The organism is Streptomyces chattanoogensis, assembly GCF_001294335.1.
GTDB classification, from domain to species: domain Bacteria; phylum Actinomycetota; class Actinomycetes; order Streptomycetales; family Streptomycetaceae; genus Streptomyces; species Streptomyces chattanoogensis.
In genome coordinates, this window is the sequence record NZ_LGKG01000136.1 from 88,992 (window position 1) to 114,784 (window position 25,793).

Annotated in this window: 19 protein-coding genes and 1 pseudogene; 11 read left to right on the plus strand and 9 right to left on the minus strand. The window is 72.0% G+C overall.

Annotation, left to right across the window (positions count from 1 at the left end; translation table 11 throughout):
* From ADL29_RS17525 to ADL29_RS17540, 4 genes are read right to left on the minus strand one after another with little or no spacing between them, the layout of a single operon-like run.
* Complete coding sequence (locus ADL29_RS17525; protein WP_053924598.1) at nucleotides 1-1,158, minus strand: XdhC family protein; 1,158 nt, start codon at nucleotides 1,156-1,158, stop codon at nucleotides 1-3.
* Nucleotides 1,151-3,289 (minus strand): xanthine dehydrogenase family protein molybdopterin-binding subunit, encoded by a 2,139-nt coding sequence (locus ADL29_RS17530; RefSeq protein WP_053924576.1) that lies wholly within the window; start codon nucleotides 3,287-3,289, stop codon nucleotides 1,151-1,153. The genes ADL29_RS17525 and ADL29_RS17530 overlap by 8 nt, the downstream gene beginning before the upstream one ends.
* Nucleotides 3,286-4,302 (minus strand): FAD binding domain-containing protein, encoded by a 1,017-nt coding sequence (locus ADL29_RS17535; protein WP_053924577.1) that lies wholly within the window; start codon nucleotides 4,300-4,302, stop codon nucleotides 3,286-3,288. Before ADL29_RS17535 ends, ADL29_RS17530 begins: the two co-directional genes overlap by 4 nt.
* Nucleotides 4,299-4,853, minus strand: coding sequence for a 2Fe-2S iron-sulfur cluster-binding protein (locus ADL29_RS17540; RefSeq protein WP_053924578.1), 555 nt, complete (start codon nucleotides 4,851-4,853; stop codon nucleotides 4,299-4,301). Before ADL29_RS17540 ends, ADL29_RS17535 begins: the two co-directional genes overlap by 4 nt.
* A 385-nt stretch (nucleotides 4,854-5,238) precedes the next feature.
* On the opposite strand from ADL29_RS17540, the gene ADL29_RS17545 reads away from it, so the two are divergent.
* The 10 genes and pseudogenes from ADL29_RS17545 to ADL29_RS17580 all read left to right on the plus strand — a co-directional run bounded on the left by ADL29_RS17545 (nucleotide 5,239) and on the right by ADL29_RS17580 (nucleotide 17,975).
* Nucleotides 5,239-5,829 carry a TetR/AcrR family transcriptional regulator gene (locus ADL29_RS17545; RefSeq protein ID WP_053924579.1) on the plus strand — a complete coding sequence of 197 codons (591 nt, stop codon included), beginning with the start codon at nucleotides 5,239-5,241 and terminating at the stop codon, nucleotides 5,827-5,829.
* A gap of 184 nt (nucleotides 5,830-6,013) precedes the next feature.
* The gene (gene polX, locus ADL29_RS17550) at nucleotides 6,014-7,765 is read left to right on the plus strand and encodes a DNA polymerase/3'-5' exonuclease PolX (RefSeq protein WP_053924580.1); all 1,752 of its coding nucleotides are present in this window, start codon (nucleotides 6,014-6,016) and stop codon (nucleotides 7,763-7,765) included.
* A 53-nt stretch (nucleotides 7,766-7,818) separates the two neighbouring features.
* Nucleotides 7,819-8,967 carry a baeRF2 domain-containing protein gene (locus ADL29_RS17555; protein WP_053924581.1) on the plus strand — a complete coding sequence of 383 codons (1,149 nt, stop codon included), beginning with the start codon at nucleotides 7,819-7,821 and terminating at the stop codon, nucleotides 8,965-8,967.
* Between the two features lie 103 nt (nucleotides 8,968-9,070).
* On the plus strand, nucleotides 9,071-12,292 hold the full coding sequence (locus ADL29_RS17560; protein ID WP_053924582.1) for an NACHT domain-containing protein: 3,222 nt from the start codon (nucleotides 9,071-9,073) through the stop codon (nucleotides 12,290-12,292).
* A gap of 232 nt (nucleotides 12,293-12,524) precedes the next feature.
* Complete coding sequence (locus tag ADL29_RS17565) at nucleotides 12,525-14,585, plus strand: P-loop NTPase family protein (RefSeq protein ID WP_053924583.1); 2,061 nt, start codon at nucleotides 12,525-12,527, stop codon at nucleotides 14,583-14,585.
* A gap of 6 nt (nucleotides 14,586-14,591) precedes the next feature.
* Complete coding sequence (locus tag ADL29_RS17570; RefSeq protein ID WP_053924584.1) at nucleotides 14,592-16,202, plus strand: type 1 periplasmic-binding domain-containing protein; 1,611 nt, start codon at nucleotides 14,592-14,594, stop codon at nucleotides 16,200-16,202.
* Between the two features lie 82 nt (nucleotides 16,203-16,284).
* Nucleotides 16,285-16,593: pseudogene (locus ADL29_RS41090) on the plus strand (RNA polymerase sigma factor); the annotation flags it as partial.
* Complete coding sequence (locus tag ADL29_RS44130) at nucleotides 16,562-16,711, plus strand: hypothetical protein (protein ID WP_169795236.1); 150 nt, start codon at nucleotides 16,562-16,564, stop codon at nucleotides 16,709-16,711. The pseudogene ADL29_RS41090 and the gene ADL29_RS44130, both read left to right, overlap by 32 nt.
* Before the next feature lie 102 nt (nucleotides 16,712-16,813).
* Nucleotides 16,814-17,347, plus strand: a complete 534-nt coding sequence (locus ADL29_RS17575) for a hypothetical protein (RefSeq protein WP_157878514.1) — start codon at nucleotides 16,814-16,816, stop codon at nucleotides 17,345-17,347.
* A 163-nt stretch (nucleotides 17,348-17,510) separates the two neighbouring features.
* Entirely contained in the window at nucleotides 17,511-17,975 is a 465-nt protein-coding gene (locus ADL29_RS17580) for a hypothetical protein (protein WP_342671166.1), read from the plus strand.
* Nucleotides 17,976-18,020: 45 nt separating this feature from the next.
* On the opposite strand, the gene ADL29_RS17585 is transcribed toward ADL29_RS17580, so the two are convergent.
* Nucleotides 18,021-19,796, minus strand: a complete 1,776-nt coding sequence (locus ADL29_RS17585; protein WP_053924586.1) for a CocE/NonD family hydrolase — start codon at nucleotides 19,794-19,796, stop codon at nucleotides 18,021-18,023.
* Between the two features lie 198 nt (nucleotides 19,797-19,994).
* Here ADL29_RS17585 and ADL29_RS17590 point away from each other — a divergent pair, with 198 nt between their 5' ends.
* Nucleotides 19,995-20,696, plus strand: a complete 702-nt coding sequence (locus ADL29_RS17590; RefSeq protein WP_078971079.1) for a TetR/AcrR family transcriptional regulator — start codon at nucleotides 19,995-19,997, stop codon at nucleotides 20,694-20,696.
* 162 nt (nucleotides 20,697-20,858) lie between these two features.
* Here ADL29_RS17590 and ADL29_RS17595 read toward each other — a convergent pair whose 3' ends face one another.
* The 4 genes from ADL29_RS17595 to ADL29_RS43510 all read right to left on the minus strand — a co-directional run bounded on the left by ADL29_RS17595 (nucleotide 20,859) and on the right by ADL29_RS43510 (nucleotide 25,127).
* A complete protein-coding gene (locus ADL29_RS17595) occupies nucleotides 20,859-21,755 on the minus strand; it encodes a geranyl diphosphate 2-C-methyltransferase (RefSeq protein ID WP_053924588.1) in 897 nt (298 codons plus the stop codon).
* Nucleotides 21,756-21,757: 2 nt separating this feature from the next.
* Nucleotides 21,758-23,095, minus strand: coding sequence for a family 2 encapsulin nanocompartment cargo protein terpene cyclase (locus ADL29_RS17600; RefSeq protein WP_053924589.1), 1,338 nt, complete (start codon nucleotides 23,093-23,095; stop codon nucleotides 21,758-21,760).
* Between the two features lie 181 nt (nucleotides 23,096-23,276).
* Nucleotides 23,277-23,516 carry a hypothetical protein gene (locus ADL29_RS17605; RefSeq protein ID WP_053924590.1) on the minus strand — a complete coding sequence of 80 codons (240 nt, stop codon included), beginning with the start codon at nucleotides 23,514-23,516 and terminating at the stop codon, nucleotides 23,277-23,279.
* 879 nt (nucleotides 23,517-24,395) lie between these two features.
* Entirely contained in the window at nucleotides 24,396-25,127 is a 732-nt protein-coding gene (locus tag ADL29_RS43510; protein WP_157878515.1) for a hypothetical protein, read from the minus strand.
* Nucleotides 25,128-25,793: the final 666 nt, after the last annotated feature.

Consider the following 25,793-nt stretch of genomic DNA (forward strand, 5'->3'; position numbering starts at 1 on the left):
TCACGCCGCCGTATGTGCCCCGGCCGTGCCGTTCCCCCGCTCGTCCGCGTCACGGTGGATCGGTGTCCGTGAGCCGGTCAGCGGGAGACCCGTACCGCCCTGCCGGGCCGCGACGATCTCGGCCGCGATGGACAGGGCGGTCTCCTCGGGCGTACGGGCGCCGAGGTCGAGACCGATGGGTGAGCGCAGGCGACCCAACTCCCGCTCGGTGAGGCCGGCTTCGCGCAGCCGCCGGTTGCGGTCCTCATGGGTGCGGCGCGATCCCATGGCACCGATATACGCGACGGGCAGCCGCAGGGCCGTCTCGAGGAGGGGGATGTCGAATTTGGCGTCGTGGGTGAGGACGCACAGGACCGTGCGGGCGTCGGTCGCGGTGCGCTGGAGGTAGCGGTGGGGCCAGTCGATCACGATGTCGTCGGCCTCGGGGAAGCGGGCGCGGGTGGCGAAGACGGGGCGGGCGTCGCACACGGTGACGTGGTAGCCGAGGAACTTGCCGGTGCGCACCAGTGCCGCCGCGAAGTCGATGGCACCGAAGACGATCATGCGGGGCGACGGCACGCTCGACTCGACGAACAGCGTCAGCTCCGCCCCGCAGCGCGTACCGCTCTCCGAGAGGTCGAAGGAGCCGGTGCGGCCCGCGTCCAGCATGGCGCGGGCCTCCCCGGCCGTCGTGCGGTCCAGCTCGGGAGAACCGAGCGGACCGCCTTCGTACGAGCCGTCGGGACGGACGAACAGCGCCCTGCCGAGCAGTCCGGCCGGGCCCTGCGCCACCCGGGCCAGGGCCGCCGCCTCCCCTCGGGCGACGGCCGACAGCGCCGCCGCGAACACCGGCCGGTCCGGGGCGTCCGCGGCCACCGGAGTGACCAGGACCTCGATGACTCCGCCGCAGGTCAGCCCCACCGCGAAGGCGTCCTCGGCGCTGTATCCGAAGCGTTCGCGGACCGTCGCGCCGTCCTGGAGGGCGCGGGCGCACAGGTCGTACACCGCCGCTTCCACACAGCCGCCGGAGACCGAGCCGATGGCCGTGCCCTGGCTGTCGACGGCGAGGGCGGCGCCGGGGCTGCGCGGGGCGCTGCCGCCGACGGCCACGACGGTGGCGACGGCGAAGGCACGGCCCTCCTCGAGCCATCGGTGCAGCTCATCGGCGATATCAAGCATGTCGGCCCCCTGCGGGTTCACCTCCCGCCAGGAGAACACGGTCGGGCCGGATCGGCAGGTTCCGGTGGCGGACGCCGGTGGCGTGCCAGACGGCGTTGGCGATCGCCGCGGCCGTGCCCACGATCCCGATCTCGCCGATCCCCTTGATGCCGACCGGGTCGTCGTCCGGGTCGTCCACCCAGTCCGCCTCGATCAGCGGTACGTCGGCGTGCGCGGCGAAGTGATACCCGGCGAAGTCGGCGTTCACATGGCCGCCGGACGCCTGGTCCCGGACCGCCTCCTCGTGCAGCGCCATGGAAAGACCCCAGGTCATCCCGCCGATGAACTGGCTGCGCGCGGTCAGCGGATTGATGATCCGGCCCGCGGCGAAGATGCCGAGCAGCCGCCGTACGCGGATCTCTCCGGTGGTGGTGTCCACGGCGACCTCCGCGAACTGCGCCCCGAAGGAGTGCCGTTCCTTCTCCGGCAGCGCGCCGAGGGCCTCGGTGGTGTCCGCGCGTGCCGTGATCCCCTGCGGCGGGATGTCGCCGCCCAGGGCCAGCTGTTCGCGCAGTTCGCCGACCGCGGCGGTGACCGCCCAGCCCCAGGAGCGGGTGCCCATCGAGCCGCCGGCGATCATCGCCGGGCCGAAGTCGCTGTCGGCGATCCGCACACGGATCCGGTCCGGCGCCACCTCCAGCGCGTCAGCGGCGATCAGGGTCAGCGCGGTCCGCGCCCCGGTGCCGACGTCCGCCGCGCTGATCCTGACGGTGAAGGTCCCGTCCGCCTCCGCCGTCACGGCAGCCGTGGACGGCATGACCATCGTGGGGAACGAGGCCGCGGCCGTGCCGGTGCCGAGCAGCCAGCGCCCTTCGCGACGCAGGCCGGGAGCGGGGTCCCGGTCCGCCCAGCCGAACCTGCGCGCGCCCTCCTCGAAACAGGCGAGCAGATTGCGGCTGCTGAACGGCAGCCCGGAGACGGGACCGGCGTCCGGTTCGTTGCGTGTGCGCAACGCGATCGGGTCGAGACCGCACTTCTCGGCGAGTTCGTCGAGCGCGGACTCCAGGGCGAACGACCCCGGTGCCTCGCCCGGCGCGCGCATCCAGGTCGGCGTCGGCACATCGAGCGCGACGACCTGGTTCACGGTGTGGTGCGCGTCGGCGTCGTACATCGCGCGCGCCACACTGGCGCTCGGCTCGACGAATTCATGCACCGTCGAGGTGAGGCTCTGCGCCTGGTGGTCGAGCGCGCGCAGCCGCCCGTCGGGATCGGCGCCGAGCCTGACCCGCTGCGCCGTGGGGCTGCGGTAGCCGACGAGCGAGAACATCTGGCGGCGGGTCAGTACGACCCGGACCGGGCGGTGGAGGACGGTCGCCGCCATCACGGCGAGCACCTGGTGCGGGCGCACGCCCTTGGACCCGAAGGCGCCGCCGACGTGCTCGGACCGTACCCGCACGGACTCGGGATCGAGGGAGAACAGCTTGGCGAGCTCGCCCGCCACCCAGGTGCTGCCCTGGTTGGAGTCGACGACCTCGAGACGGCCGCTGTCCCAACGGGCCATCGCCGCGTGCGGCTCCATCGAGCTGTGGTGCTCTTCCGGTGTGGTGTACTCCGCGTCCACGACGACGGCGGACGCGGTGAGTTCGGCCTCGAGGTCGCCCTTCTCCGTCTCCGTTCCGGGAGTCTGAGGCGTGTACGTGCCGGGGCGGCCGGCGAAGAACGCGACGTCGTGCGGCTCCTGGTCGTACCGGACCACCAGCGCTTCGGCGGCCTCCCTGGCCTGCTCGGAGGTCTCGGCGACGACCAGCGCCACCGGCCAGCCCAGGTACGGCACCCGGTCGTGCTGGAAGACCGCGACGGTCGGGTCGGGCTTCCCCAGCATGCCCACGTAGTCGCCGTCGACGCGCGGGGCGTTCCCGTGGTGCAGGACGGTGAGGACGCCGGGCATCGCCCGTACGGGGGCGTCCTCCACGGAGCGGATCCGGCCGCGCGCGACGGTGGACAGCACCAGCCAGCCGTGGGCGAGTTCGGCGAACGGGATCTCGCCGGCGTAGCGGGCCGCTCCGGTGACCTTGGCCAGGCCCTCCACGCGGGTGTGCGCGGTGCCGACGGCACCCGTGACCGCGGTGGTTCCCGTCGTCGCGGTGGTCATCGGGCGGTTCCTCCGTTCAGCTCGGCCGGGTCGGTCTCGGCCAGCTCGCTCAGCATGGCTATGACGAGGTTGCGCATCAGCGTCACCTTGTATCCGTTGTGGGGCAGCGCCTCGGCGGCTGCCAGTTCGGCGTCCGCGGCGGCGGCGAAGGCCTCGGCGCTCGCCGGTCCCCCGGTGAGCACCCGCTCGGCCTCCCGGGCCCGCCACGGCCGGGACGCGACCGCGCCGAAGGCGAGCCGGACGTCGCGGATGACACCGTCCCGGACGTCGAGGGCGGCGGCGATCGAGCCGATCGCGAAGGCGTACGAGGCGCGCTCGCGCACCTTGCGGTAGCGGGAGTGGGCGGCGACCGGAGCCGGCGGCAGGGTGACGCCGGTGATCAGCGCGCCGGGCGGCAGCGCGGTCTCCAGATGCGGTGTCTCACCCACCGGCAGATAGAACTCCGCCAGCGGCAACTCCCCCGGCCCGTCCACCGTTTCGTACGAGACGACGGCGTCGAAGGCGGCGAGCGCCACCCCCATGTCCGAGGGGTGGACCGCCACACAGTGCTCGGAGGCACCGAGGATCGCGTGGTTGTGGTGCTCGCCCTCGAGGGCAGGGCAACCGCTGCCCGGGATGCGCTTGTTGCAGGGCTTGGCCGGGTCGGTGAAGTAACCGCAGCGGGTGCGCTGGAGCAGATTTCCGCCCACCGTGGCCATGTTGCGCAGCTGCCCCGAGGCGCCGGCCAGGACGGCCTGCGCCAACGCCGGGTAGCGGCGGCGCACTTCGGGATGGGCGGCGAGATCGCTGTTGGTGACGGTCGCGCCGATGCGCAGACCGCCGCCGTCCGTGGCCGCGATCCGGTCGAGGGGGAGCTCCCGTACGTCGATGAGGAGCCCCGGCCGCTCCACCCCCGCCTTCATCAGGTCGACGAGATTGGTGCCGCCGCCGAGACAGCGCGCATCGGGATCGGCGCCGAGCAGGGCGAGGGCCCCGGGGACGTCGTGCACCCGCCGATAGCCGAACTCCCTCATGCCGCCGCCTCCTTGGTCTTCTGCTCGGCCTCGGCCGCCTGTGCGACGGCCTGCACGATGGACACATACGCGCCGCAGCGGCACAGATTGCCGCTCATCCGCTCCCGTATCTCCTCGGCGGTGAGCGGCGGCGGTCCCGCCTCGGGCCGTACGTCGTCGGTCACCGCGCTCGGCCAGCCCGCCGCGTGTTCCTCGATCACCGCGATGGCCGAACAGATCTGCCCCGGTGTGCAGTAGCCGCACTGATAGCCGTCGAGGTCGAGGAACGCCTGCTGCACCGGATGCAGCTGTTCACCGTCCGCCACGCCCTCGATGGTGGTGATCTCACGCCCCTCGGCGGCCACCGCGAGCTGCAGACAGGAGACGGCCCGGCGCCCGTCGAGCAGCACCGTGCATGCGCCGCACTGGCCGTGGTCACAGCCCTTCTTGGTGCCCGTCAGATCGAGGTGCTCGCGCAGGGCGTCGAGCAGGGTGGTGCGGTGGTCGACGGGCAGCGCATGCTTCTCGCCGTTGATGTTCAGGGTGATGGCGCTGGACGTCGATGGGGCCATGAGCAGCCTTCTTTCGCGTGTGTGGGGCGCGGTGGGCGTCGGGGCGCGGGCCCCGGTGCCGACGTAATCGACCGGAAGTCGAGCTGTCCTGATGACGCGGGAGCGGGAGCGTCGGACGAGACGGTCCCGACCCCGGCAGTTCGGGGGGAGATGGCGCTGTGCACAGCGGCGTCAGCTCGGGCGCCGGCGGCGTGTGCGGTGGGCGAGGAGCCGGTCACGGTGGGCACCGGGCGTCCACACCGGCCGTATCTGCCGCTATGGTGGGCCTAAGCGGACACCTGTCCGCTGACGTCAAATCTACCGGACAGTTGTCCGGTTAGCAAGGCCGGCCGCGCACACGACCGATCGTTTTCGGCGGCGGCCGTGATTCCCGGAGGGAGGACGAGTGCAGCAGAAGAAGGACGCACCACTGCGCTCGGACGCGCAACGGAATCGCGAGCGCATCCTGGAAGTGGCCCTGGCCGAGCTGACGCGCTCGGCCGACGCCCCGCTCAGCTCGATCGCGAAGAAGGCGGGTGTCGGGCAAGGGACGTTCTACCGCAACTTCCCCAACCGCGAGTCCCTCGTACTGGAGGTCTACCGGTACGAGGTCCAGCAGGTCTCCGACACCGCGGCCCAGCTGCTCGAGACCCGCGCACCCGACCAGGCCCTGCGGGAGTGGATGGACCGCCTCGCCCAGTACGCCATGGCCAAGGCCGGCCTGGCCGATGCGATGCGCAAAGCCACCAGCGCGTGCGGCACCCTGGCCGGACTGGGACACGGCCCGGTGACCTCGGCCGTCGCCCTCCTGCTGAAGGCGAACGAAGAGGCCGGCACCATCCGGCCGGGAGTGACCCCCGACGATTTCGTCCTCGCCATCGCCGGCCTCTGGCAGATCGATCCGCACGGGGACTGGCACTCGCGCGCCGGGCGGCTGCTGGACCTCGTCATGGACGGCCTCCGCGCGGGCGCTCCCGCGCGGCACGACACCCCCTAGGCCCCGGCATCCCCGGCGCACCGGCCGAGGACGGCCTGCACCGCATCCGCCCGGCACTGCGCGCGCTCGCCGCGGGGGTGGTCGGCCAGGGGCCGGTATCGCGGCGTACGGCGCCCCTGGCCCGAGCGCTCCCGGCAGCCGCGCCGGAAGGGCCCGCGGCGCGGACCCGCACTAAAATGGGCGTGTGATCCGGCCCAACGAGGAGGTCGAGGCGCTGCTCAAGGAGTATGCGGACCTCGTCCTGATCACCGGCGGAGATGCGTTCAAGGCCCGCGCCTACGAGAAGGCCGCGCGGGCCATCGGCGGTCACCACGCCGATGTCTCGAAGCTCGACGCCAAAGGTCTGCAGGAGATCCCGAACGTCGGCAGGTCCATCGCCGACAAGGTGATCCAGTATCTGCGGACCGGGCGGATGCCCGCTGTGGAGGACATCAGGTCCAAGATCCCCGCGGGCGTACGCGAGCTGATGGCCATCCCCACCCTCGGCCCCCGCAAGGCCCTGACGCTCTATGAGGACCTGCACATCTCCTCGGTGCCCGAGCTGCTCGACGCCCTCCACGAGGAGCGGCTGCGCGACCTCAAGGGCTTCGGCCCCAAGACCGAGGAGAACATCCTGCACGGCATCGACCAACTGCAGGCCGCGGGCGGGCGGGTGCCGATCAACGCCGCCATGGACATCGCCGAGGAGATCGTGGCCGAGCTCTCCGCCCTGTCCGGGTGCGAGAGCTGCGCATACGCCGGGTCGCTGCGCCGTATGCGGGAGACCATCGGCGACGTGGACATCCTGGTGGCCGCGTCCGTCTCCGCCCCCTTCATGGACACCTTCACCCGGCTGCCGGGCACCGCCGAGGTCATCGCCCGCGGCACGAAGAAGACCTCCATCCGCACCACCAAGGGCCTGCAGATCGATCTGCGCGTCGTGCCGCCCGACTCCTGGGGCGCGGGGATGCAGTACTTCACCGGTTCCAAGGCGCACAACATCCGCACCCGCGAGATGGCCGTGCACCACAAGCTGAAGCTCTCCGAATACGGCCTCTTCCACGCCAGGAGCGGCAAGAAGATCGTCTCGGGGACCGAGGAGGAGGTCTACGCCCGGCTCGGTCTGCCCTGGATTCCGCCGACGCTGCGCGAGGACCGCGGCGAGGTCGCCGCGGGGCTGCGCGGTGAGCTGCCGGACCTGGTCACGGAGGCGGACATCAGGGGCGACCTGCACACCCATACCGACCTGACCGACGGCCTCGCCCCGCTGGACGAGATGGTGGAGGCCGCCGCCCGCCGGGGCCTGCGGTACTACGCGGTCACCGACCACGCCCCGGACCTTTCCATGCAGCGGATGACCGACGAGAAGGTGCTGGCACAGCGCGAGCGGGTCCGCGAACTCGACGGCAGGCACCGGAAGATGCGCCTGCTGCACGGCACCGAGCTCAATATCGGCCCGGACGGAACGGTGGACTGGCCGCAGGAGTTCCTGCGCGGCTTCGACCTCTGCGTGGCCTCCGTCCACTCGCACTTCGGCCAAGGACGCGACGCCCTGACCCGGCGGCTCGTCACGGCCTGTGAGAATCCGCAGGTCAACATCATCGGACACCCGACCACCCGGATCATCGGCAAGCGTCCGGGCCTCGACATCGACCTGGATGCGGTGTTCGCCGCCTGCGCCCGCACCGGGACAGCGCTGGAGATCAACGCCCACCCCGACCGGCTCGACCTGTCCGACGAGCACATCCTGCGCGCCAAGCGGTACGGCGTGAAGTTCGCCGTCAACACCGACGCCCATGCGCCGCTGCACCTGGGGAACCTGCGCTACGGCGTGGGCACCGCGCAGCGGGGCTGGCTGACCGCGGACGAGGTGATCAACACCTGGCCCCTGGCGCGATTGCGCCGTTTTCTGCGTAAGGAAGGCTCCGGGGAAGGCTCTGCGGACACATCGGCCTAATCTGGTAGCACGCAACCTGGTAGTACTTTCCGTCCTCGAGCCGGGGAGTGATCATGGAACTCGGATTTCTCAAGCCGCTCTTCGACCGTCTCGGCCCATGGGCCTCCGTGTACATCGACACCACGCGGGCGACGGAGGACGCGGCGAAGCAGCAGAAGCTCCGGGAGCGCTCCGTCGCCTCGCAGCTCATCGACGCGGGTGCCGACCCGTACACCTGCCGGGCGGTGATGGACCGGCTCGCCCACGAACCGGCCTCCGGAGCGCCTCCCGGCCGTGCGGTCTTCGCCGCGGGCGCCGAGGTCGTCCTCGACGTCCCGCTCAGCGCGCCCCCGGTGAGCAGCGAGGCGACCTGGTCCTACCTGCCGCATATCGCGCCGCTCCCCGGGCTGCTCGGCGATGAACCGCCGTGCCTGGTGGCGTACATCGACCGCACCGGCGCCGATATGGAGCTGCGCGACGCCCAGCGCAGCCGGACCGTGGCCACGGCGGACGGCAAGGAGTGGCAGGGCCGCGGACACCGCAGCATCCCCACGGACCGCTACGAGTGGCACTACCGGAACAAGGTCGAGAACACCTGGAACGAGACCGCCGACATCATCGCGGGCGAGCTCGCCCGGCAGTGGCCGGAGAGCGGCGCACAGATGCTGGTCCTGACCGGCGACTCCCGTGAGCGCAGGGCCGTGTACAACCGGCTGCCCGAGCAGATCCGGGCCGTCACCGTCGAGGCCGAGAACGGCAGCCGGTCGCCGGGCGCCTCCAGGCGCCTGCTCGACCAGCAGATCGCGCAGGCCCGCGAGCAGTACGCGCACGCCCGCGTCGAAGAGGCCCTCAACCGCTTCCGCACCGGCCGCCGCCACCCCGGTTCGCACGGTGAGCGCGGTGTCGACAGCAACCCCGGAGACGCGGCGGAGGGAGTGCCCGCCGTCGTGGACGCGGCCCGCAGCCACCAGGTGGACACCCTGCTCCTGGGGCAGGACGCCCCCGACGGGGGCCGGGACGTCTGGATCGGGCCCGGTGTCGACCAGGTCGCCGTACAGCGCGGCCAGGCGCAGGCGCTGGGCGTCAGCAAGCCCCAGCGGGCACGGGCGGACGACGCCCTGCTGCGGTCCGCCGCGGCGGCCGGCGCCGAGGTGCTGCTGGTTCCCGAGGGTGTGCAGGGACCGGCGGGCGGATTCGGCGCGGTGCTGCGCTGGAGCGGCTGAGGCACCCGGGAACCGCTGGCGCCGCGGTCGGCGTAGTAGCAGGGGGCGGGATCGGGGCGGCGGGCCCGGCGAGGGCGCGCGGTGCGGTGAGGGAGGGGCTGCGGTGGACGGCGGCACGGTGGGGCTGCGGATCGCATCATCGGTGGTCGTGCCGGTGCTCAAACGGCTGCTGTTACCGGCCGCGAGCGCGCCGGCGGCGGAGTTCGGCGACCGTCCCGTTCCCCTCCGGCGGCTGCTGTCCTTCGCCAGGGAGCACCGCACTCTCAGCGAGGACGATCTGCACAAGCTCGCCCGCGAGCTGGTGCGCCGCGCCGTGCGGGCCGCCGGGCCGCACGATCCGCCGGTCGGCGCCGACGAGCACGACGCCGTCGGGCAGGCGCTGACCCGCACCCTGCACGCTCTCGGCGATCTCGGCATGGACGACGTCCAGGCCTTCGCGCTCGGCCCCGAGCGGCTGGCCGCGGAGCTGTCCAGGAGCGCGGGTCCCAGCACCCGGCGGCTCCTCAGCGACGACGCCGCCCGCTTCCACGACCGGCTCCTGGAGACGGCCTGTCTGCACCTTGTGCGCTTCTTCAGCCAGCGCCCGGGGTTCGCGGCCCGGGCCCAGATCGAGCAGAGCCGGGAAATCCGGGAGCAGAGCGAGAAGCTGGACCGCATCATGCAGCGGCTGCCGGACATCTCCCACCAGGACGCACGGTTCGAGGAGGAGTACGCGCGCTATGTCGTCGAGTGCCACGGCCGGCTCACGATCTACGGCGTCGATCTGCGCGAACCGGACGGCCAGGACTGGCCGTTGGAGACCGCGTATCTGAGCCTGGAGGCCATGCCGTACCGCGGCGGCGCCGATCCGGTCCCGGCGGTGAACGGCGAGCCGGGCACCGACCGGGACACCGAGGCCGAGCGGGCCGCGGGCCCGGCCGAGGCGCTGTTCGCCAGCCATGAACGCGTCCTGCTGCACGGGGTCGCGGGCACCGGCAAGACGACCCTGGTGCAGTGGCTCGCGCTGACCACGGCGCAGCAGGACCGGGTGCCCGGCGGCCTGTCGCAGCTGCTGGGGCGCGTCCCCTTCGTCCTGCCGCTGCGCACCCTGGCGCGCAAGGACGCCGAGCTGCCCATGCCCGACGACTTCCTGCGCCGGATCGGCTGCCCGCTGGTGGGCACGGAGCCCGACGGCTGGGCGGCGCGGGTGCTGCAGCACGGGCGCGGTGTGCTGCTGATCGACGGGGCCGACGAGATCCCGAAGGACGACCGGACCCGGGCGCGGGCCTGGCTCAGAAAGCTGACCGGCGTCTTCCCGGGCAATCTGTGGCTGCTCACCTCCCGGCCCTCGGCCCTCGAGCGGGGCTGGCTGGGCCGGGAGGACTTCCGGGAGTTCACGCTCACCGCGATGCGGCCCGCCGATATGAAGCAGTTCATCCGGCGCTGGCACACGGCGGCCGGCGCCTCGGAGGAGCTCGGCGAGTCGCTCACGCTGTCGCTGCGCAGCAGCCCGGAGCTGAGCCGCCTGGCGACCAACCCGCTGATGTGCGGCCTGATCTGCGCCCTGCACCGCGAACGCCGCGGCTTCCTGCCGCAGGGCCGCGCCGCCTTGTACGAGGCGGCGCTCTCCATGCTCCTGGAACGGCGCGACCTGGAGCGCGAGGTGTACGGCCGCAGCCGCAAGCCGGAACTGGACCAGAAGTCGGCGACCGAACCGCTGCAGCGGCTGGCGTACTGGCTGATCCGCAACGAGCGGACCCAGCTGGACCGTGCGGACGCGGTGGATGTGGTGCGGCGGCTGCAGCCCTCCGTGCCCCGCCTCGCGGAGGTCGGGACGGCGGAAGAGGCCCTGCAGCTCCTCCTGGAGCGCTCCGGCCTGCTGCGCGAACCCGCCAGGGGCGCCGTGAACTTCATCCACCGGACCTTCCAGGACTTCCTGGGCGCCAGGGCCGTGCTGGAGGAGCGCGATATGGGCATGTTGGTGAACAACGCACACTTGGACCAGTGGGAGGACGTGGTGCAGATGGCCGTCGCACAAGCCCGTCACCAAGAGCGCGCCGACCTGCTGACACGCCTGCGGGAACGGGGCGACCGGGAGAAGGACGCGGCGGTGCAGGCGCGGCTGAGGCTTCTTGCGCTCGCCTCCCTCGAGCAGGCGACGCGTCTCGAACCGGCGGTGCGCGAGGCCATCGAGGACCGGGCCGCGCGGATGCTCCCGCCGCGCAGTCTGCGGGAGGCCAGGTCGCTGGCGCAGACCGGCCCGCTGCTCCTGGGCCTGCTGCCCGGGGCGAAGGACCTGGAGGGCGACGAGGAGCTGGCCACCGTCCACGCGATATGCCAGATCGGCGGGGACGCCGCGATTCCCCGGCTGCGGGAGTTCCTGGGTACCGGCCAGTCCGCCGTACGCGCTCAGCTCCTCGACCACTGGGACCGGTTCGACACCAAGGTGTACGCCGAGGAGATCGTGCGGCCGCTCCTCGCCACCGCTCCCGACGAAACCGTCACGGTGCGCTCGCCCGCCGAGCTGGACGCGCTGCGCACCATGTCCGGGTACCGGCGCGTGGGTCTCCACGGCGACTTCGGCCCCGAGGAGATCCGTACCGCGCTCGACCCGCACCGGCTGCGCGAGCTGCGGCTGCGCAACACCCTGCAGCTGGAGGACCTCGGCCTGCTGTCCGCCTACCCCGGGCTCGAAACCCTCGTGCTGCAGGGGTGCCGGAATGTGAAGGACCCGGCGCCGCTGACCCGGCTGCCGCGGCTGCAGCGATTGGAGCTGCGGGATCTCCCCCAGTTCGAGCCCCTGCTGAAGCTGGCGGACTGCCCGCGGCTCGAAGGACTCCTCCTGGGCCCGGAAGTGCCCTGGCGGGGCCTGCCCGATCTCCCCCGCGCCGCCGAGCTGCGCCTGCTGTCGCTGCCGCCCGCGGCGACCCGGCTCGCGGGCATCGTGGAATGCCAGGGGCTGGAGCAGCTGCGGCTGCAGGACGCGAGCGACCGTCTGTCGCCGGACGAATGGGGCTCCCTCATCGGCCGGTTGCCGAAGCTGCGCCGGCTGACCCTCTCACCGCAGCAGCTGAGCATGCTGCTGTTCGCCCCGCGCACCGAGATCCCGCAGGTCACGCATCTGGACGTAGGGGCCAGGGCCGGTGCCGCGGTGCCGCTGCGGCGGATCGCGCGGCGCCTACCGGGGCTCGAGGAGATCCATCTGTCACAGGTCGCGGAGCTCGATCTCGCCTCCCTCGCCGGACTGCGCCGGCTCCGCCGGGTGCGGCTCACCCACCCCGGTGCGATCCGCGGGGCGGACACGCTTCCCGAGAGCGTCGAACTCGACATCCATCCGCATCCCTGACGCCGGCCCGCCGCGGTCGCGCAGCGGCGCAGGCCGTCGTGTCCGGCCGGTCACAACCCGATGACGCAGTGTCGCATTCTCCTGGCGGGAGGTGTACGGGACCGGTAAGTTCTATGACTCCAGGCGTAGTTGGTACGGATGTCAGCGGCTGATTCTCGGGGGAACGGTGCCGCCCGCCTCCGAGGTTGCGGCCGCCGGGCGGCAACGGACGACGGAGGCGGGACGCAGCCAGATGCGCACAACGGAAGGGGCACCGCTCTACGGCCGGGACCCGCTGCTGCGCTCGCTCGTCCCCCGGCTCACGGGCCTGGCCTACGACGAGAGATCCCGTGCGGCGCGGGAATACCGGCACGATCTGCCGGTGGTGCTGGTGACGGGACACCACGGGATGGGGCGCAGCGCCGTCCTCGGGGAACTGGCGGCGCGCTACACCGGCCGGCTGCCCCTCGCCCACGTCAGGGCCACGGCAGCCGAATCCGCGGCCTTCTCCCCCGCCCCGTCCGACGGTACGGCCGCCGTCGCCGCGACGTTCGTCGAGATCCTCGCCGAGCTGGTGTACGGCCTCGCACCCGGGCTGCGCCGGGGCTTCCCCGTCCTGCTGCCCGGCCTGTTCGCCGTCTCCGGCTGGCCGCGCGGCAATGCCGAGCGGCGGGACGCGGCGTGCCTCCGGTTCGCCCGGCTGCTGCTCGCCTGCCGTCTCGCCGGTGGGGACGAGAACGGGCTGCGGCATGCCTGGGCCACCGCCGTCGAAGGCCGTCTGGCGGCCACGGCGGCACGGGACGATGCGGAGCCGGGCCGAGCCGCGGTCACCGCCGCGGTGGTGGCGGAGTACACCGGGCGGTACCGCCCGGCCGCGGCACGGGAGTGGTACGGCCGCCGCTTTCCGCAGGGCGCGGAGGGCGCGGATCCGCTGGTGCTGCTCGGGGAGTGGTTCCGGCAGGGCGGCGACTACCGGCATGCCGCCGAGCAGAGCCTGATGGCCGCGTTCCTCCATGATGTCGCCGCCTCGTACGGCAGGCTGCGGCGATGGAACCGTGAGCCCTGGCCGCTCGTCCTGCTCGACGACGCGCACTGCGCGGCGGGGCAGAACTTCCTCGAGCTGCTCCTGGAGCACCGTGCCATGCCCGTACGCCCCGACCGCGAGGAACTCGTCGTCGTGGCGACCCGGCTCGGCGGCGTACCGGAGAACGCCCCCGCCGCGGTGTGCCGCGAGCTCCCCGACCTCGTGACGTCCTCCGGCTGGGAGCGCAGGGGCCTGGCCCCGTCCGCCGGGCTGCTCGCCGTCCCCCTCACCCCGCTGAGCCGGGACGACATCCTGCCCCTGCTGGTCCCGGCCCGGCCCGCCCCGCCGCTGCACCCCTATCTGGCGTCCGCCGTGCACTCCCTGACCGGCGGGCATCCCGCGGCGGCCACCGTGCTGTGCGCGGCAGTTCTGGACGCGGCCGCGCGGGACATCGACGTGGGCCCCCGGAACCTCCTCGAACTGCACACGCAGGACGGCCGCCCCGTCACCCAGGCGCTCCTCGAGCGGCTGCTGCCGGACCGGCGCCAGCGCGACCGGCTGACCCTGCTCTCGCTCGCCCGCGACAGCACGGCGGCGGAGGCACTGGCCGGCCATCTGCGGCTGCAGGGTCCCGATCAGCTGCCCGCCAACTCCGCCACCGACTACCTCGAAGAGCAGCAGTGGCAGCAACGCACCCGCCCGGACCGGCCGTTGGTCACCGACGCCCTGCTGCAGACGCTGCTCGTCCACGAAGCGCGCCGCATCTCGCGGGGCGCCGAGGACGGCCGCGGCTGGCAGGAGATCCACCGCTTTCTGCGGATGCACCACGCCCAGCGCGGCGAGAGCGGGGAGGCGGACGCGCTGCGGCACACCCTCGCGGCCGGGAACGCCGAGACGGTGGTGGCCGCGCTGGCGGAGGAGTTCCAGTCGGAGCAGGACGAACAGGCCGCCGCGCACTGGCTGCGGTGTCTGCAGTACGCGGCCACCGCGCCGACACCGCCCGCCGGGGAGTGGACCGACGTCCGTATGCAGGTCGCGCTCGGCGCGCACGACGGGCGCCATGCGGAGCTGCACGAGGTCGAACGCTGCGTCAACCGGCTGCTGCACGCCCTGTGGCATGTGTCCGAGCCGCATGCCGAGCCGGACCCCGATATGTGCAAGGCGGTCGGCGAGGAACTGGCGTACCTCTCGCCGCGGCACCCGTCCTGGCACGCGGTTCTGGGCCAGGCCGCCCGCAGCTGGCCCGCGGCGGCGCGGAAGAAGCGCCCCTTCCCCATCCCCGGTGAGTGAGGAAGCATGCCGGTCCGTCTGTTCCGTCGTCATCTCCGTCGTCATCCGCGCGAGTGGGGGCCGGTCGAATGGCTGGCCGTCCTGGTGCTCGGCGCGGTGACCGCCGCCGTGATCACCGTCGTCGTCAGCTTCGCGCGAGGTCCCGGCCGGTGCGGTCCCGACCTCCGGGACATCGGCGGGGACTGTGTGGGCGTCACCGCGGGCGCCTTCGCGGCGGACCCGGGTGTCGAGAGTCTCATCGAGGCGGTGGCGCAGGAGAACGCCAAGGTGCAGCGGGGCTGGGAGGCGCCGGGGAACGGCCCCAGGATCCCCTACGTACGCATCGCCCTGATGATGCCCTTCACCGCGGACAAGCACAGCGCCATGACAACGGACATGATCCGCCGCGGACTTGCCGGTGCCCTGGCCGCGCAGCGGCAGGCCAACCGCTTCGGCGGGCCGCACTACCAGCTGCTGCTCGCCCCCGACGGCCGGAACCTCGACGCATGGCAGCCGGTCGTCGCGCGGCTTGCCGAGCTGGCCGCGGACACCCGGACGCCGCTGGTCGGGGTGACCGGCATCCCGAGCAGTACGTCGGAGACCCGGAAGGCGGTCGCCGCACTCAGCAGGCACCGCCTCCCCACCGTCGGCCCCGTCATCACCGCGGCGAACATGAACTCCCCGTACTTCTTCAAGACCTCGCCGAACAACACCCAGTTCGCCCGCGCCCTCGCCCTCTACCTGGACCGGAAACCGGAGCAGCACAAGGGGTTCCTGGTCTGGGACAACCGCACCGAGGACGTCTATTCGCAGAATCTGCGCAGCGTCTTCGAGAAGCACTTCGGCACGGCGTACGACCTTCCCCACCACCACTCGAACTTCACCGGCTCGTCCGGAACCGACAAGGGCATCCCGCAGCGGTTCACCGACGCCGTACAGAAGATCTGCAGCGAGAAGTCCGACACCGTCTTCTTCGCCGGCCGCGACCAGGACCTGCCCGCCTTCGTCGCGCGCCTGGCCGAGGAGGGCAGCTGCGGGCGCACCGCGAAGCTGCGCATCCTGAAGGTCGGCATCGGCCTGGAGCCCACCCTGACCGCGGACGCACCCACGCGCTGGCTGGACGAGGCGCGGGCCACGATCGTCGACGCGGCCTCCGTCGATCCCGCCTGGTGGGGCGGCACGACCAAGCCCGGCAAGGCGCTGGGCCGCTTCCTCGACCGTTTCGAGGAACTGCAGAAGCAGCACAAGCTGGGCACCAAGCCGCTCGACGACGGCTACGCCGTCATGTACCACGACGCCTTCGCACTGCTCGCGGACGCCGTGGACCGCACCTTCACCGAGATCAACGAGACCGGCCACCACACCCCGAAGGCCGGACTCCCCTCCCGCATCCCTACCAAGGACGATGTGTACAACACCCTCGTCATTCCCACCATCTCCGGCAACAGCTGCAGCTCCTGCCTGGTGGGCGCCGGGGGAACCTACGGCTTCGAGGGCCCGGGAAAGAACGACCAGTGGGCCGTCTGCAAGCCCGTACCCGTCGTCGAGTACCCGCCCTCCTCCGGACCCGGCGACCGGCACCCGCTTCCCGTGTACCGCACCTATCGCGAGGGCACCAAGGGGGGCTGTCCGTCCTGACGCCGAGCGCGTGCCGCGGGTGATGCGCATCCGGCCGGCTGTTCCGTGAACCGGATGCGGTCCCGCGGGCGATAGACGGGACGTGAGACTGTTCCGCCCCGTGAGGGGAGACCGAGACCAAGATGACGACGCGGTGCTGCTGCGTGCCGTGGCCAGGGGGGATCAGGCTGCCCTGGCCGCGCTCTACGAACGGCACGCCGGCTGGCTGTTCGCGCGGCTGAGGCGGCGGTGCGGGGATCCGGAGACCGTGCGCGAGGTTCTGCAGGACACCTTCGTGGCTGTGTGGCGGTCGGCCCACGCCTACCGGGGCGGCGAGTCGGGCGGCTGGCTGTGGGTGACCGCGGCGCGCCGGCTGGTGGATGCGCAACGGGCTCGGGCGCGGGCCGAGCGTGTGGGCGCTCGCGGTCTGCGCCTATGTGGTGCTCGGCGTGCCCACCTATCAGAGCGGGGCGGTCCGCTTCCTCAGCCCGGCCACCTTCCACAGCGGCCCCTCACTGCCGGTCTGGTGATACACCGCCGTGCTGCCGCTGGCCCTTGCGGTCGCCGCCGCCGTCCCTGTCGTACGGACCGGAGAGGACATGTGGCACCGGGACCCGCTCGGGGAGCGACAGGTGTGTGACGACTCGACCCCACGCGTCTGCGTCAACGCACTGGACGGCGGCCTGTTGCCCCAGGTCTCGCGCGCCTTGTCCGGGGTCACCCACCGGCTGCACGGGGTGGCGAACGGCCCCGTCCGCTTCGAGAACCTGTACCGCGATCCGCACCGCGACGAGGCACAGTTGCCCCAGCTCTTTCTCGGCCAGAGCGTCGTACGCGGCAGACTGGCCGATCCCCAGTGGTTCGCATGGGAGGCCGTGGCCGGGATGGTGTCGCGCGACTGCAGCAGCGTGTCCGCCCGTGTCAGCCGTACCGACAACGCCGTTCAGGACTGGCTGATCTCCAACAGCCTCAGCAGACACAGACGCCGGACCGACATGGAGAACGCCCGCGACGGGAACGACACAGCAGACGTCGCCAGGCTCGAGGCGGAGAACCGCGCCCTGGCCCGCCTCGCCGCCCTGCCCGACGACCGGCGGCGCGCCTGGCTCGGCCGCTACTTCGCGACCGCCGGAAGCTGCGACCCGAACGGGGTGCCCGCACTGTGACACACGACAGACACCTCTGCGCACCGGCCTACGGGTACGCCCTCTACGCCCGCTCCCGGGCCCTGCCCCTCACCGTGGCCACCTCATCGGCACCGCGGTCCTGGCCGCCGTCTGCGCCCACCAACTCCACGCCTACCTCGACCCGAACAGGCGCGTGCCGGTCGTGGCGCTTGCGCCGATGCTCGCCTCCTCCGCGATCGGCACCAGCCTGTTCCAGCACTCCGCGGAACTGGACCGGACGGCCGTGCGCCCCGCCTGGCCCCGGCGGCTGGCCCATCTGCTGGCGCTGACCGCGCTGGCCGCCGTCACACTGGCGGTTGCCGTGCCAGGGCACAGGGAGGAATTCGGCGCACCGGCCATGGTCCGCAACCTCGTGGGGGCGGTGGGGATCACGGCGGCGGGTGCCACCGTGATCGGGGCCCGGCTGAGCTGGTTGCCGACGGTGGCTTATCTCAGCGCGGTGTACCTGGCAGGGGCCGGCACGCCCGGCCGGGCCGCAACGGTATGGGGCTGGGCCGTACAGCCGGGTCCACAGCCGGCCGCGTGGATCCCCGCGATCGCCGCCTTCACCGTGGGCGGAGCGCTCTGTGCCGTACGCGGGGCGAGGCCGGAGAGCCCCCACCGCTGAGGGCGCCCAACCCCCCACACCCCCCGTCAGCCGTAACAGCCCACTTCACCCGTCGGCTGCCTCCTCCTCTTCTGCGACGGGGAGAACGAGCGCGGAGGGGTGGTGGAGCGTGACCTCGGCGGGCCGTAGCCGGGTGGCCGTCGGCAGGGGTTCTCCGGTACCGGTGTTGCGGGCGAAGCGCGGGTGGGCGCCTCCGCTGACCTGCAGGCGGATCCGGTGTCCGGCGGGGAAGTGGTAGGCGGTGGAGCTCATCGTGACCGTGACGGCGGCCGGGGCGGTTCGGGTCGTATCGGCGTGGTCGGTGACATCGGAGCCGGCGGTGGCATCGGGGCCGGCGGTGGCATCGGGGCCGGCGGTGGCATCGGGGCCATCGGTGGGGTCCAGCCGTCGCAGCCCGTCGCAGACATTGGTCGAACGGCCCCGGTCGTCGACGTCGCAGAGCCGGACGAAGACGTCGGCGCGGCCGGTGTCCGTACCGACCCGCAGCTCCGCGCTGACCGGTCCGAGGATCCGGACCGGTTCGGTCAGCGGTGCGGTGGTGAAGGTCAGCACGTCGTCCCGGGCCTCCAGGACGGCGTTGTCCTGGTGCCCGGCCTTGGGGGACAGCAGGGGGCCGCCGATCGATGGGGTCGGATCGGCCGGGTCGTAACGGAAGGAGAGCGGCGGCGCGGCGGTCTCGGGGGCCCGGGTGCTCAGCGTGCCGCCGCCGTCGAGGTACCAGCGGTGGCCCGTGGCGACGGGGGGCCAGTCGGCAAGGCTGCGCCATGGGTCGTGGCGTATCCCCCGGCCGCCGAGGTGAACGCGCACCCTGGTCCCGCGCAGACCGGACGGGTCGTCGCACAGGTGGGCCCGCAGCCAGGCGAGGCTTTCGGCGAAGACGTCCGGCCATCCTTCCTGGAGCGCGGAGTTGTGTGTCCAGGGGCCGATGAGCAGGGCGGTGTCGCAGCCGGCGCGCCGGAGCCTGGCGTACTGCTGCAGGGTCTGGCCGAGGGCCACGTCCATCCAGCCGGTGATCAGGCTGGTCGGTACGGTCAGACGGTCGGCCGCGGGCCCCATGTCGACGCCTGCCCAGTGCGGGTCCTGCGGGTCGGGATGAGCCATCGCCGCGTCCAGGAACGGCACCCGTCCGCCCAGGCCGGGCACATACGCCTCGCCGAGCGGAAGGGTGCGCGCGATCTTCCGGGCGTGGCGCTGCAGCCGCAGGACGGCCCGTACGAAGCTCGGCAGTCCCCGGTGCTGATGCGTCAGCCCCGCGGTGCTGGCCAGGGCGTTCTCCAGCGCGAACGTGCCGGCGGGGTAGAAGTAGCCGTGCATGTCGTGCAGGCCCACGTGGACGACCATCGCGCGCAGCTCCGGCGGCGGGTCCTGGGCGAGCGCCCACTGGACGTAGCCGAGGTAGCTGGCGCCGATCGTCCCCAGCGCGCCGGAGAACCAGGACTGGCGGCGCAGCCAGGCGACGGTGGCCTGGCCGTCGGCGGCCTCGTGGCGCCACAGGTCCGGCTCGCCGCCGGATCCTCCGGTGCCGCGACAGCTCTGCAGGACGACGTGGAAGCCCTGTTCGGCGAAGAGCACGCCGTACAGCGGTGACCAGGGGAAGCCCCGGCCGTACGGCGAGCGCACCAGAAGCGTGGGGAAGTCGCCGTCGGACAGGGGGAAGTAATGGTCCGTCAGCAGTGTGCTGCCGTCGGCGTCGGGTACCGCGAGGCCGGGCTCGTAGCCGACGTCGTGGAGCTTGGGCGGCAGCCCCCGGAAGGTGCGTCTCATCGCCCGGGAGAGCAGGGGCGGCTTCTTCGCGGACGCGTGGTGCGTCGCCGTCGTCATGGTGCCTCGATTCCTGGAGGGGGATCCCCGGTGTCTGCCGCACGACGCCTCCTGCACGGCTGTACGGCGTTTCCCGTACGGGCATGTCCGTACGGCTATTTCCAGTACGTTGTACGAGAATAGCTGATGGTTGGATGGACGACGGAAGTGAGGAGAGTGGACGTGGCCCGTACAGGCTCATCCGGCCGCCATGCCGGTGTGGATCCCGAGCTGCTCTGGTCGCCGGCCGAGCGCCCGCGCCGTGGGCGCCCCCCGGCGTACGACCGCGCCACGATCACCGCCGAGGCCGTCGCCCTCGCCGACACGGAAGGGCTCGCCGCCGTCACCATGCGCGCGGTCGCGGCCCGGATCGGCGCCGGGACGATGTCGCTCTACAGCTATGTCCCCAACAAGGAGACCCTGCTGGAGCTGATGATCGACCAGGTGAGCGGCGAGCACCGGCTGCCACCCGAGCCCTCCGGCGACTGGCGCGCCGACCTTCGGTCCATCGCCCGTGAACAGCGCGCGATCATGCGGCGCCACCCCTGGCTGCCCGCCGCGCTGCCCGCGCGGCAGACGCTCGGCCCGAACACCCTCGCCGCCGTGGAGCACACCCTCGTCGTCCTCGCGCCCGCCGGTCTGGACGCCCGGGCGAGACTGGAGACCTTCAGCCTGCTCACCGGCTTCGTGGCCAGCCACGTCACCTACGAACTGGCCCAGGAACGGGCGGTCGAAGCCGCCGGCGGCACCTGCGGCGAACACCTCGAAGCACAGGACCGCCACCTTCGGTCCGTCGCCGCCGCCGACAAATACCCCCACCTTGCCCAGGCCCTGGCCGCAGCGGGCCACGACCCGGCCCCTCAGGCCGTCTTCGACCGCCTCCTCGAGCGCATGATCAACGGGCTTACGGCAGCCACCTGACCACACCGGCTAGCCGTCAAGCCGTCAAGCCGTGCCAACGACCGAGTCACCCCTCGGTCGGCTGTTCATGCTTGCCAAGCCGAGGAAGCCGCCCTGGCGGCTACGCACCGGAAGGGCCGGGACCGTCTGGTGACGGGCCCGGCCCTTCCGGTCAGCACTCACTCAGACCCGGTCGGCCGCAATCAGGAGGTACTGGAAGGAGCCGTCCTTGTACGAGTTGATGAACGCCTCTTCGATGCCGGTGACCAGGGAGGACGTGGCCCGCAGCTCCCAGTAGGGCAGGGTCGCCGCCGTCAGGTCGACGACGGCCTGCGGTACGAGGCGGTTGTCGGCCATGGCGCGCAGGTACTCGCGGCGGGAATGGATGTTGCACTCGAAGTGCGCGTTGATCTGGGAGACCCACTTCGAGGGCTGGCCGTAACGCGGGTTCCAGCAGCCGGTGATGGTCACATAGCGGCCGCCGACCCCGAGGACGCGGGAGTGCTCGGCGAAGAGGTCGTGCAGGTCGACGTACATACTCGACTCGTTGTTCCACGAGGCCGCGGCCTGCCCCGTGTCGAACGGCGTGTCGAGCATGTTGCACACGCGGGCGTGGACGTGGTCCTCGATGCCGAGTTCATGGGCGCGCCGGTTTGCGAAGTCGGCCTGCTTGGCCGACAGGGTGACGCCCTCGACGTTGCATCCGAATCGCTGGTGGGCCATGACCATCGAACCGCCCCGGCCGCAGCCGGCGTCCACGAGGGTGTCGTGACGCCCGATGGATCCGAGGTGGTCCAGGAGGACTTCGGCCTGCGCCGACTCCAAGCGGTGGAGTTCGGCGATCAGCCGCTTCTCGTATTCGCTGTCACGGTCGTCCCCGAGGGCGGCGTGGTCGACGTCCCCGATGCCGTAGTGGTGGTGGTAGAGCCCGTCGACATCGCCGAGACGCAGGTTCACGGGCCTGCCCTCCTGGTCCCAGTAACGGGCGATGTCACCTTGGTAGGGCGACGCCGGGGCGGGGACGAACGCGGAGGTGCCGTTGACGGTGGCGAAATCGGTGCTGGTCACAGATAGCTCCATCCTTACCAGAAATCGGGCAGGCTGTATCGATAGGTGTTGGTCTGGTGCCAGTAGTGGTTGCCGTCGACCCACACGGCGACGCCGCGCAGGAAGCGCAGCAGACGCGGGTCGGGGTGGGAGGCGGCCGCCTCGGCGGTGGCTGCCTCGAACTCGTGCATGAGGTCGTTGTGGACCTCGACCGCCTTCAGGTAGGCCTCCTTGTCGGAGAGTCCCTCCCTCTCGGCGATCACCACGGGCAGGTTCAGGTGTTTGCCGCGGGCGTCGAGTTCCTTGGTGTACGAGTAGAGGTCGTTCATGATGGTGGTGACGTTGCCGGCGAGTGCGATGACGCGCTGCATGGCGGGCAGGGCGTGCAGATCCGCCGGGAGTTCGTAGCCGCCGACGGTGTCGGTGAGGGTGGGGCAGGGGCGGAAGTTGTTGAACTGCCGCATGGCCAGGTACTCCCACACCTCCGGCACGTACTCCATCTCGGCCCAGGCCGCTTCGGCGAGGTAGCCCATGTGCAGTCGGGCCATGTCGTGCCGGAAGCGGTCGGCCTGGGACGGGGTGGCCAGCTGGAGGAGGTACTCCATGGCGGAGCGGTAGGAGCGCCGCGGGGCGTCCGCGAGAAGCGATTCCGCCCAGGCCGGGGCGTACTCCTTCGTGGTGTGGACGGCGTCGAGGGCGGAGTGGGCCAGCAGCAGCCTGCCGCCGAGGCCGACGGGTGAGCCGCCGTGGTCCTCGCAGTAGCAGTCGTCGACCACGTTCTCGGCAACCATCAGCCGGGTGGCGGCCATCACGTGCTCGACGGTCGGGGCGTCCGGGTGGCAGGCGACCATGTAGCGGCCCACGGAGAAGCCGTCGAACTGGTCCTCCCACTCCGGCGGATACGCCTCCACCTCGTCCACCGCCCACCGCTTGATGCGGCGGCTGACCTCGGCGACCCGTACGGGGTCGGGCTCCGGCACCGGGTGGTAGTAGAGGCCCGGGATGGGGTTGCCCTCCACCGCCGTCTCGGGCGCCGGAGACACCGGAGGCTCTTCGCGTCGGACCAGATGCAGGCTCGCCGTGCCCAGACCACTGGGGCCACGCAGGATCCTTTCCAGGGCAGGGCCCGATGGCGTCTTTGCGGCAGCACCCTCCCCCACATGACGGGCAATCAGGTCGCCACCCGGGCCGTCTTCGGGTACCGGCACGTCTGCGGGGACGGCCACTGCGGCAGCGACGGGGACGGAGGGCGGACCGGGCAGGGCGATGCCGCCGGCTTCGGCGCCGACAGCGTGGTGGTGGGCGCGGGCCCGGGCCGCAGCGGCGGCGGCAGCCAGGCTCGACTGCAGAGGGGAAAACCCAGGATCGGGCATCCGTAGCTCCTTGGTGAGATGGGTTGGCTGTCCCGGAACCCCGGCGTGCTCGCCCGGGATCCGGGGAGGTCCATGCCGTCGTGGCCGTCGGACGGCTTCTCTGGTCGCACTGCGGGCGATCCGTACGTGCTTGGGTACGCCGAGCGCGTCGGGCACCAGGTTGGCGGTACATGGTGACCGGCTACGAGACGATCGCCTGCTCGCTGAGGTCCATGAAGCGCACCGGCAGACCCGGCTCCTGCCCCTCCGGCAGGCCGGTCCGGCGCGGACCTGACTCCCCGTTGTTGATCAGCTCGCACTCCTGGCGCTCACGGAGCGCCTCGATGGCGAGCCTGAGCCGTTCCTCGGAACGGCAGCTCGACTTCCCCGGTGTGACCGGCAGACATCGCGATGCCTGCCGCGCGGGGCGGCTGACTGCCATAACGGTTCTGCCGACGGAAGGAAAGCGGGGCGAGCTGCCGAAGGCGGCCCCGGAGGCCGGGCGCCGCGCCGCGGGGCCAGTCCACCGAGCGGAGCGGACTTGGCCGTGGCGGCGAGGTGGCGCACGGCCGCGGTGCTCAGGTAGAACTGCCGGGGTGACTCCAGCTGGGCTTCCGGGCTGGTCTCAACGGTCATCGGGCGAGCCCTCCTTCGCGAGGTGGCGATCGGCGTACGCGTGCGGCAGCCAAGAAATGAGGAACAAAGGGCGCACATCTGGAAATCCCTCCAGATCCCGGAGAACAGTAAAGGGCCTGTCAGCCCGGCTCGCCGCATGAGGCCGATGGAGTTACTTCGATGCAGTGATCTCTCTCCGCACCGTGTTTGTCCGGACGGCCGACGGCATTCGGACGATCTGTTCGTGAACACGTTTGGCGCGCGGCACGGCCGCCCGCCCCGCTTCATCTCCGGTAATTACAGCCCGACTTGATGTGCCATTGGGCCACGCGCCATCGGGCACGCGCCATTGGGCACGCATCGAACGCCAGGAGGGCAACGCGCAGGTCACGGCAAGGGAAGACCTTCGCCGATTCCAAGGCCGGCGCCGCCCTCGGCTCTCGGACAGACGGGGGGCAATCCCGGCTGGCCGAGGAACGACAAGCGCACCTGGCGGTTCGGGTTGTCCACGTTCGTATCCGCGAAACTCCCCGATCGCACGCCCGGCCATCGGTGCGGGACTCAGCATGGAACCGGCACGCCGTGGCCTTCCCGTCACCGACCCGACAACCTCACATGGGGGATGAAGCGCCGATGTCGGACCCGGGCGCTACGGTCTTGACCGGGAAGTCCCGCTTCCGGCTCCAGCCCTCTTGGCATCGATCACCTAGGAGCACCAGAAGAGGAAGCAGGTCCGCGACCGTGTGGGGCGTGGTGCGGGCGTCGGGGTCGCCCCCGCGTTCGTGGGTGCCGGCGTTGGCCGGGGCGGCTCCTTGGCAGTGGGCCGGGTGGCGACAGGCGGTGCCGTGGTCTCGGATGCGGGAACCGCAGAGCGGGAGACGGCGGCATCCGATGCCGATGCCGACGGCTTCGCGGCGTGCGACGGACGAGCCGGCTCTCCCGCGGCCCGGCCTGGTGCGGGCTGCGCGGTGGCGGACGCGTCGGCGGGCGTGGGCGACGCCTGCGACTCCGTTTGCCTTTCGTGTGTCGGACCAGCGGGCAGCAGTTCCCCCGACAGGCCTGTCGCGACGACGCCGACCAGTACGACCCCACCCGCGATGCCGAGGGCCAGCTTGGTCTTGCCGCCCTTGCGGCGTCGTGCCCGGCGCGGGCCCCTGCCGCGGCGGCGCGTCGCCGACGTCCGGTGGGAGGCGTACGCCTCGCTGCCGTCACCGGGACCGTCAGCCGCAGCCGCGTCAAAGCCGGTGGCCGTGCCGGGGTCGAAGTCTCCATCGGCCAGGCCGGGTCCGTTGGGCTCGCCGCCCGGTTCGGGAAGGGGCCCTGTCTCGTACGACTGCTGGGGCTCATACGCCTGCGTCTGCTCGTACGGATGCGGGGCCTCGGGGCCCCCGTCGTACCCATGCGTTCCCGTGTGCTCGTAGACCGGCGGCTCGGACATCAGCGGGACGCCGCTCCGGTAGAGGGGGTGTGGCCGTGCCGGGGGATACCCGGTGGCTACGCCACCGTGGGGATGCCCACACGTCGGGCACACCTCCGCCCCAACGAGATAGCTCCCGCATCCCACGCAGTAGTCCATGCGGTTGTCCGTTTCCTCCGGTCGGCGCTCTCGTGCCCCAGATGGCGGCACCCTACTGGCGCGGCGATGTCCGGCCCACCCCGCCCCCTCGCCAGGCCCGAGCTGTACCGATGCGCCCCTGGTACGGCACTACGCCCTGCCACCCCCCGGCTTGCCCGGTTGGTCAACAGGGAACGCGTCCCTTCATGACCACGGACCCGGCACAGCGAGAGGAATACGCCCACACAGGAGGCGACCCAACGCTTCACCTGGTAGCGCCACCCCGTATGAGGGCCCCGCGGTTGTCGTGGCGCGGCCGGGGGGCCTGCGCTGTGCGACGGGCTACCTCAGGCAGGGCGGCCCTGCCGTACAGGCCACCTGGTCAGCGGCCCGCATCCGGAACCTCACGCGGGACGGACGCAGCCTGGTCTCCGGACCGAAAGACCCAGTCGGCGGTGGTGGCCAGGGTACGCACGACGGTCGCGCCGGCGAACACGACCGAGGAGACCGGCCGTCCCATCCATCGCGTCAGATCGCCTCGCAGGTCGG

What these genes read in the sequence shown, in the direction of transcription:
- ADL29_RS17525 (WP_053924598.1), bottom strand. Translation starts at nt 1,158, where the DNA reads ATGCTTGATATCGCCGATGAGCTGCACCGATGGCTCGAGGAGGGCCGT.
- ADL29_RS17530 (WP_053924576.1), bottom strand. Translation starts at nt 3,289, where the DNA reads ATGACCACCGCGACGACGGGAACCACCGCGGTCACGGGTGCCGTCGGC.
- ADL29_RS17535 (WP_053924577.1), bottom strand. Translation starts at nt 4,302, where the DNA reads ATGAGGGAGTTCGGCTATCGGCGGGTGCACGACGTCCCCGGGGCCCTC.
- ADL29_RS17540 (WP_053924578.1), bottom strand. Translation starts at nt 4,853, where the DNA reads ATGGCCCCATCGACGTCCAGCGCCATCACCCTGAACATCAACGGCGAG.
- ADL29_RS17555 (WP_053924581.1), top strand. Translation starts at nt 7,819, where the DNA reads ATGGAACTCGGATTTCTCAAGCCGCTCTTCGACCGTCTCGGCCCATGG.
- ADL29_RS17565 (WP_053924583.1), top strand. Translation starts at nt 12,525, where the DNA reads ATGCGCACAACGGAAGGGGCACCGCTCTACGGCCGGGACCCGCTGCTG.
- ADL29_RS17570 (WP_053924584.1), top strand. Translation starts at nt 14,592, where the DNA reads ATGCCGGTCCGTCTGTTCCGTCGTCATCTCCGTCGTCATCCGCGCGAG.
- ADL29_RS44130 (WP_169795236.1), top strand. Translation starts at nt 16,562, where the DNA reads ATGCGCAACGGGCTCGGGCGCGGGCCGAGCGTGTGGGCGCTCGCGGTC.
- ADL29_RS17585 (WP_053924586.1), bottom strand. Translation starts at nt 19,796, where the DNA reads ATGACGACGGCGACGCACCACGCGTCCGCGAAGAAGCCGCCCCTGCTC.
- ADL29_RS17595 (WP_053924588.1), bottom strand. Translation starts at nt 21,755, where the DNA reads ATGGAGCTATCTGTGACCAGCACCGATTTCGCCACCGTCAACGGCACC.
- ADL29_RS17600 (WP_053924589.1), bottom strand. Translation starts at nt 23,095, where the DNA reads ATGCCCGATCCTGGGTTTTCCCCTCTGCAGTCGAGCCTGGCTGCCGCC.
- ADL29_RS17605 (WP_053924590.1), bottom strand. Translation starts at nt 23,516, where the DNA reads ATGGCAGTCAGCCGCCCCGCGCGGCAGGCATCGCGATGTCTGCCGGTC.
- ADL29_RS43510 (WP_157878515.1), bottom strand. Translation starts at nt 25,127, where the DNA reads ATGTCCGAGCCGCCGGTCTACGAGCACACGGGAACGCATGGGTACGAC.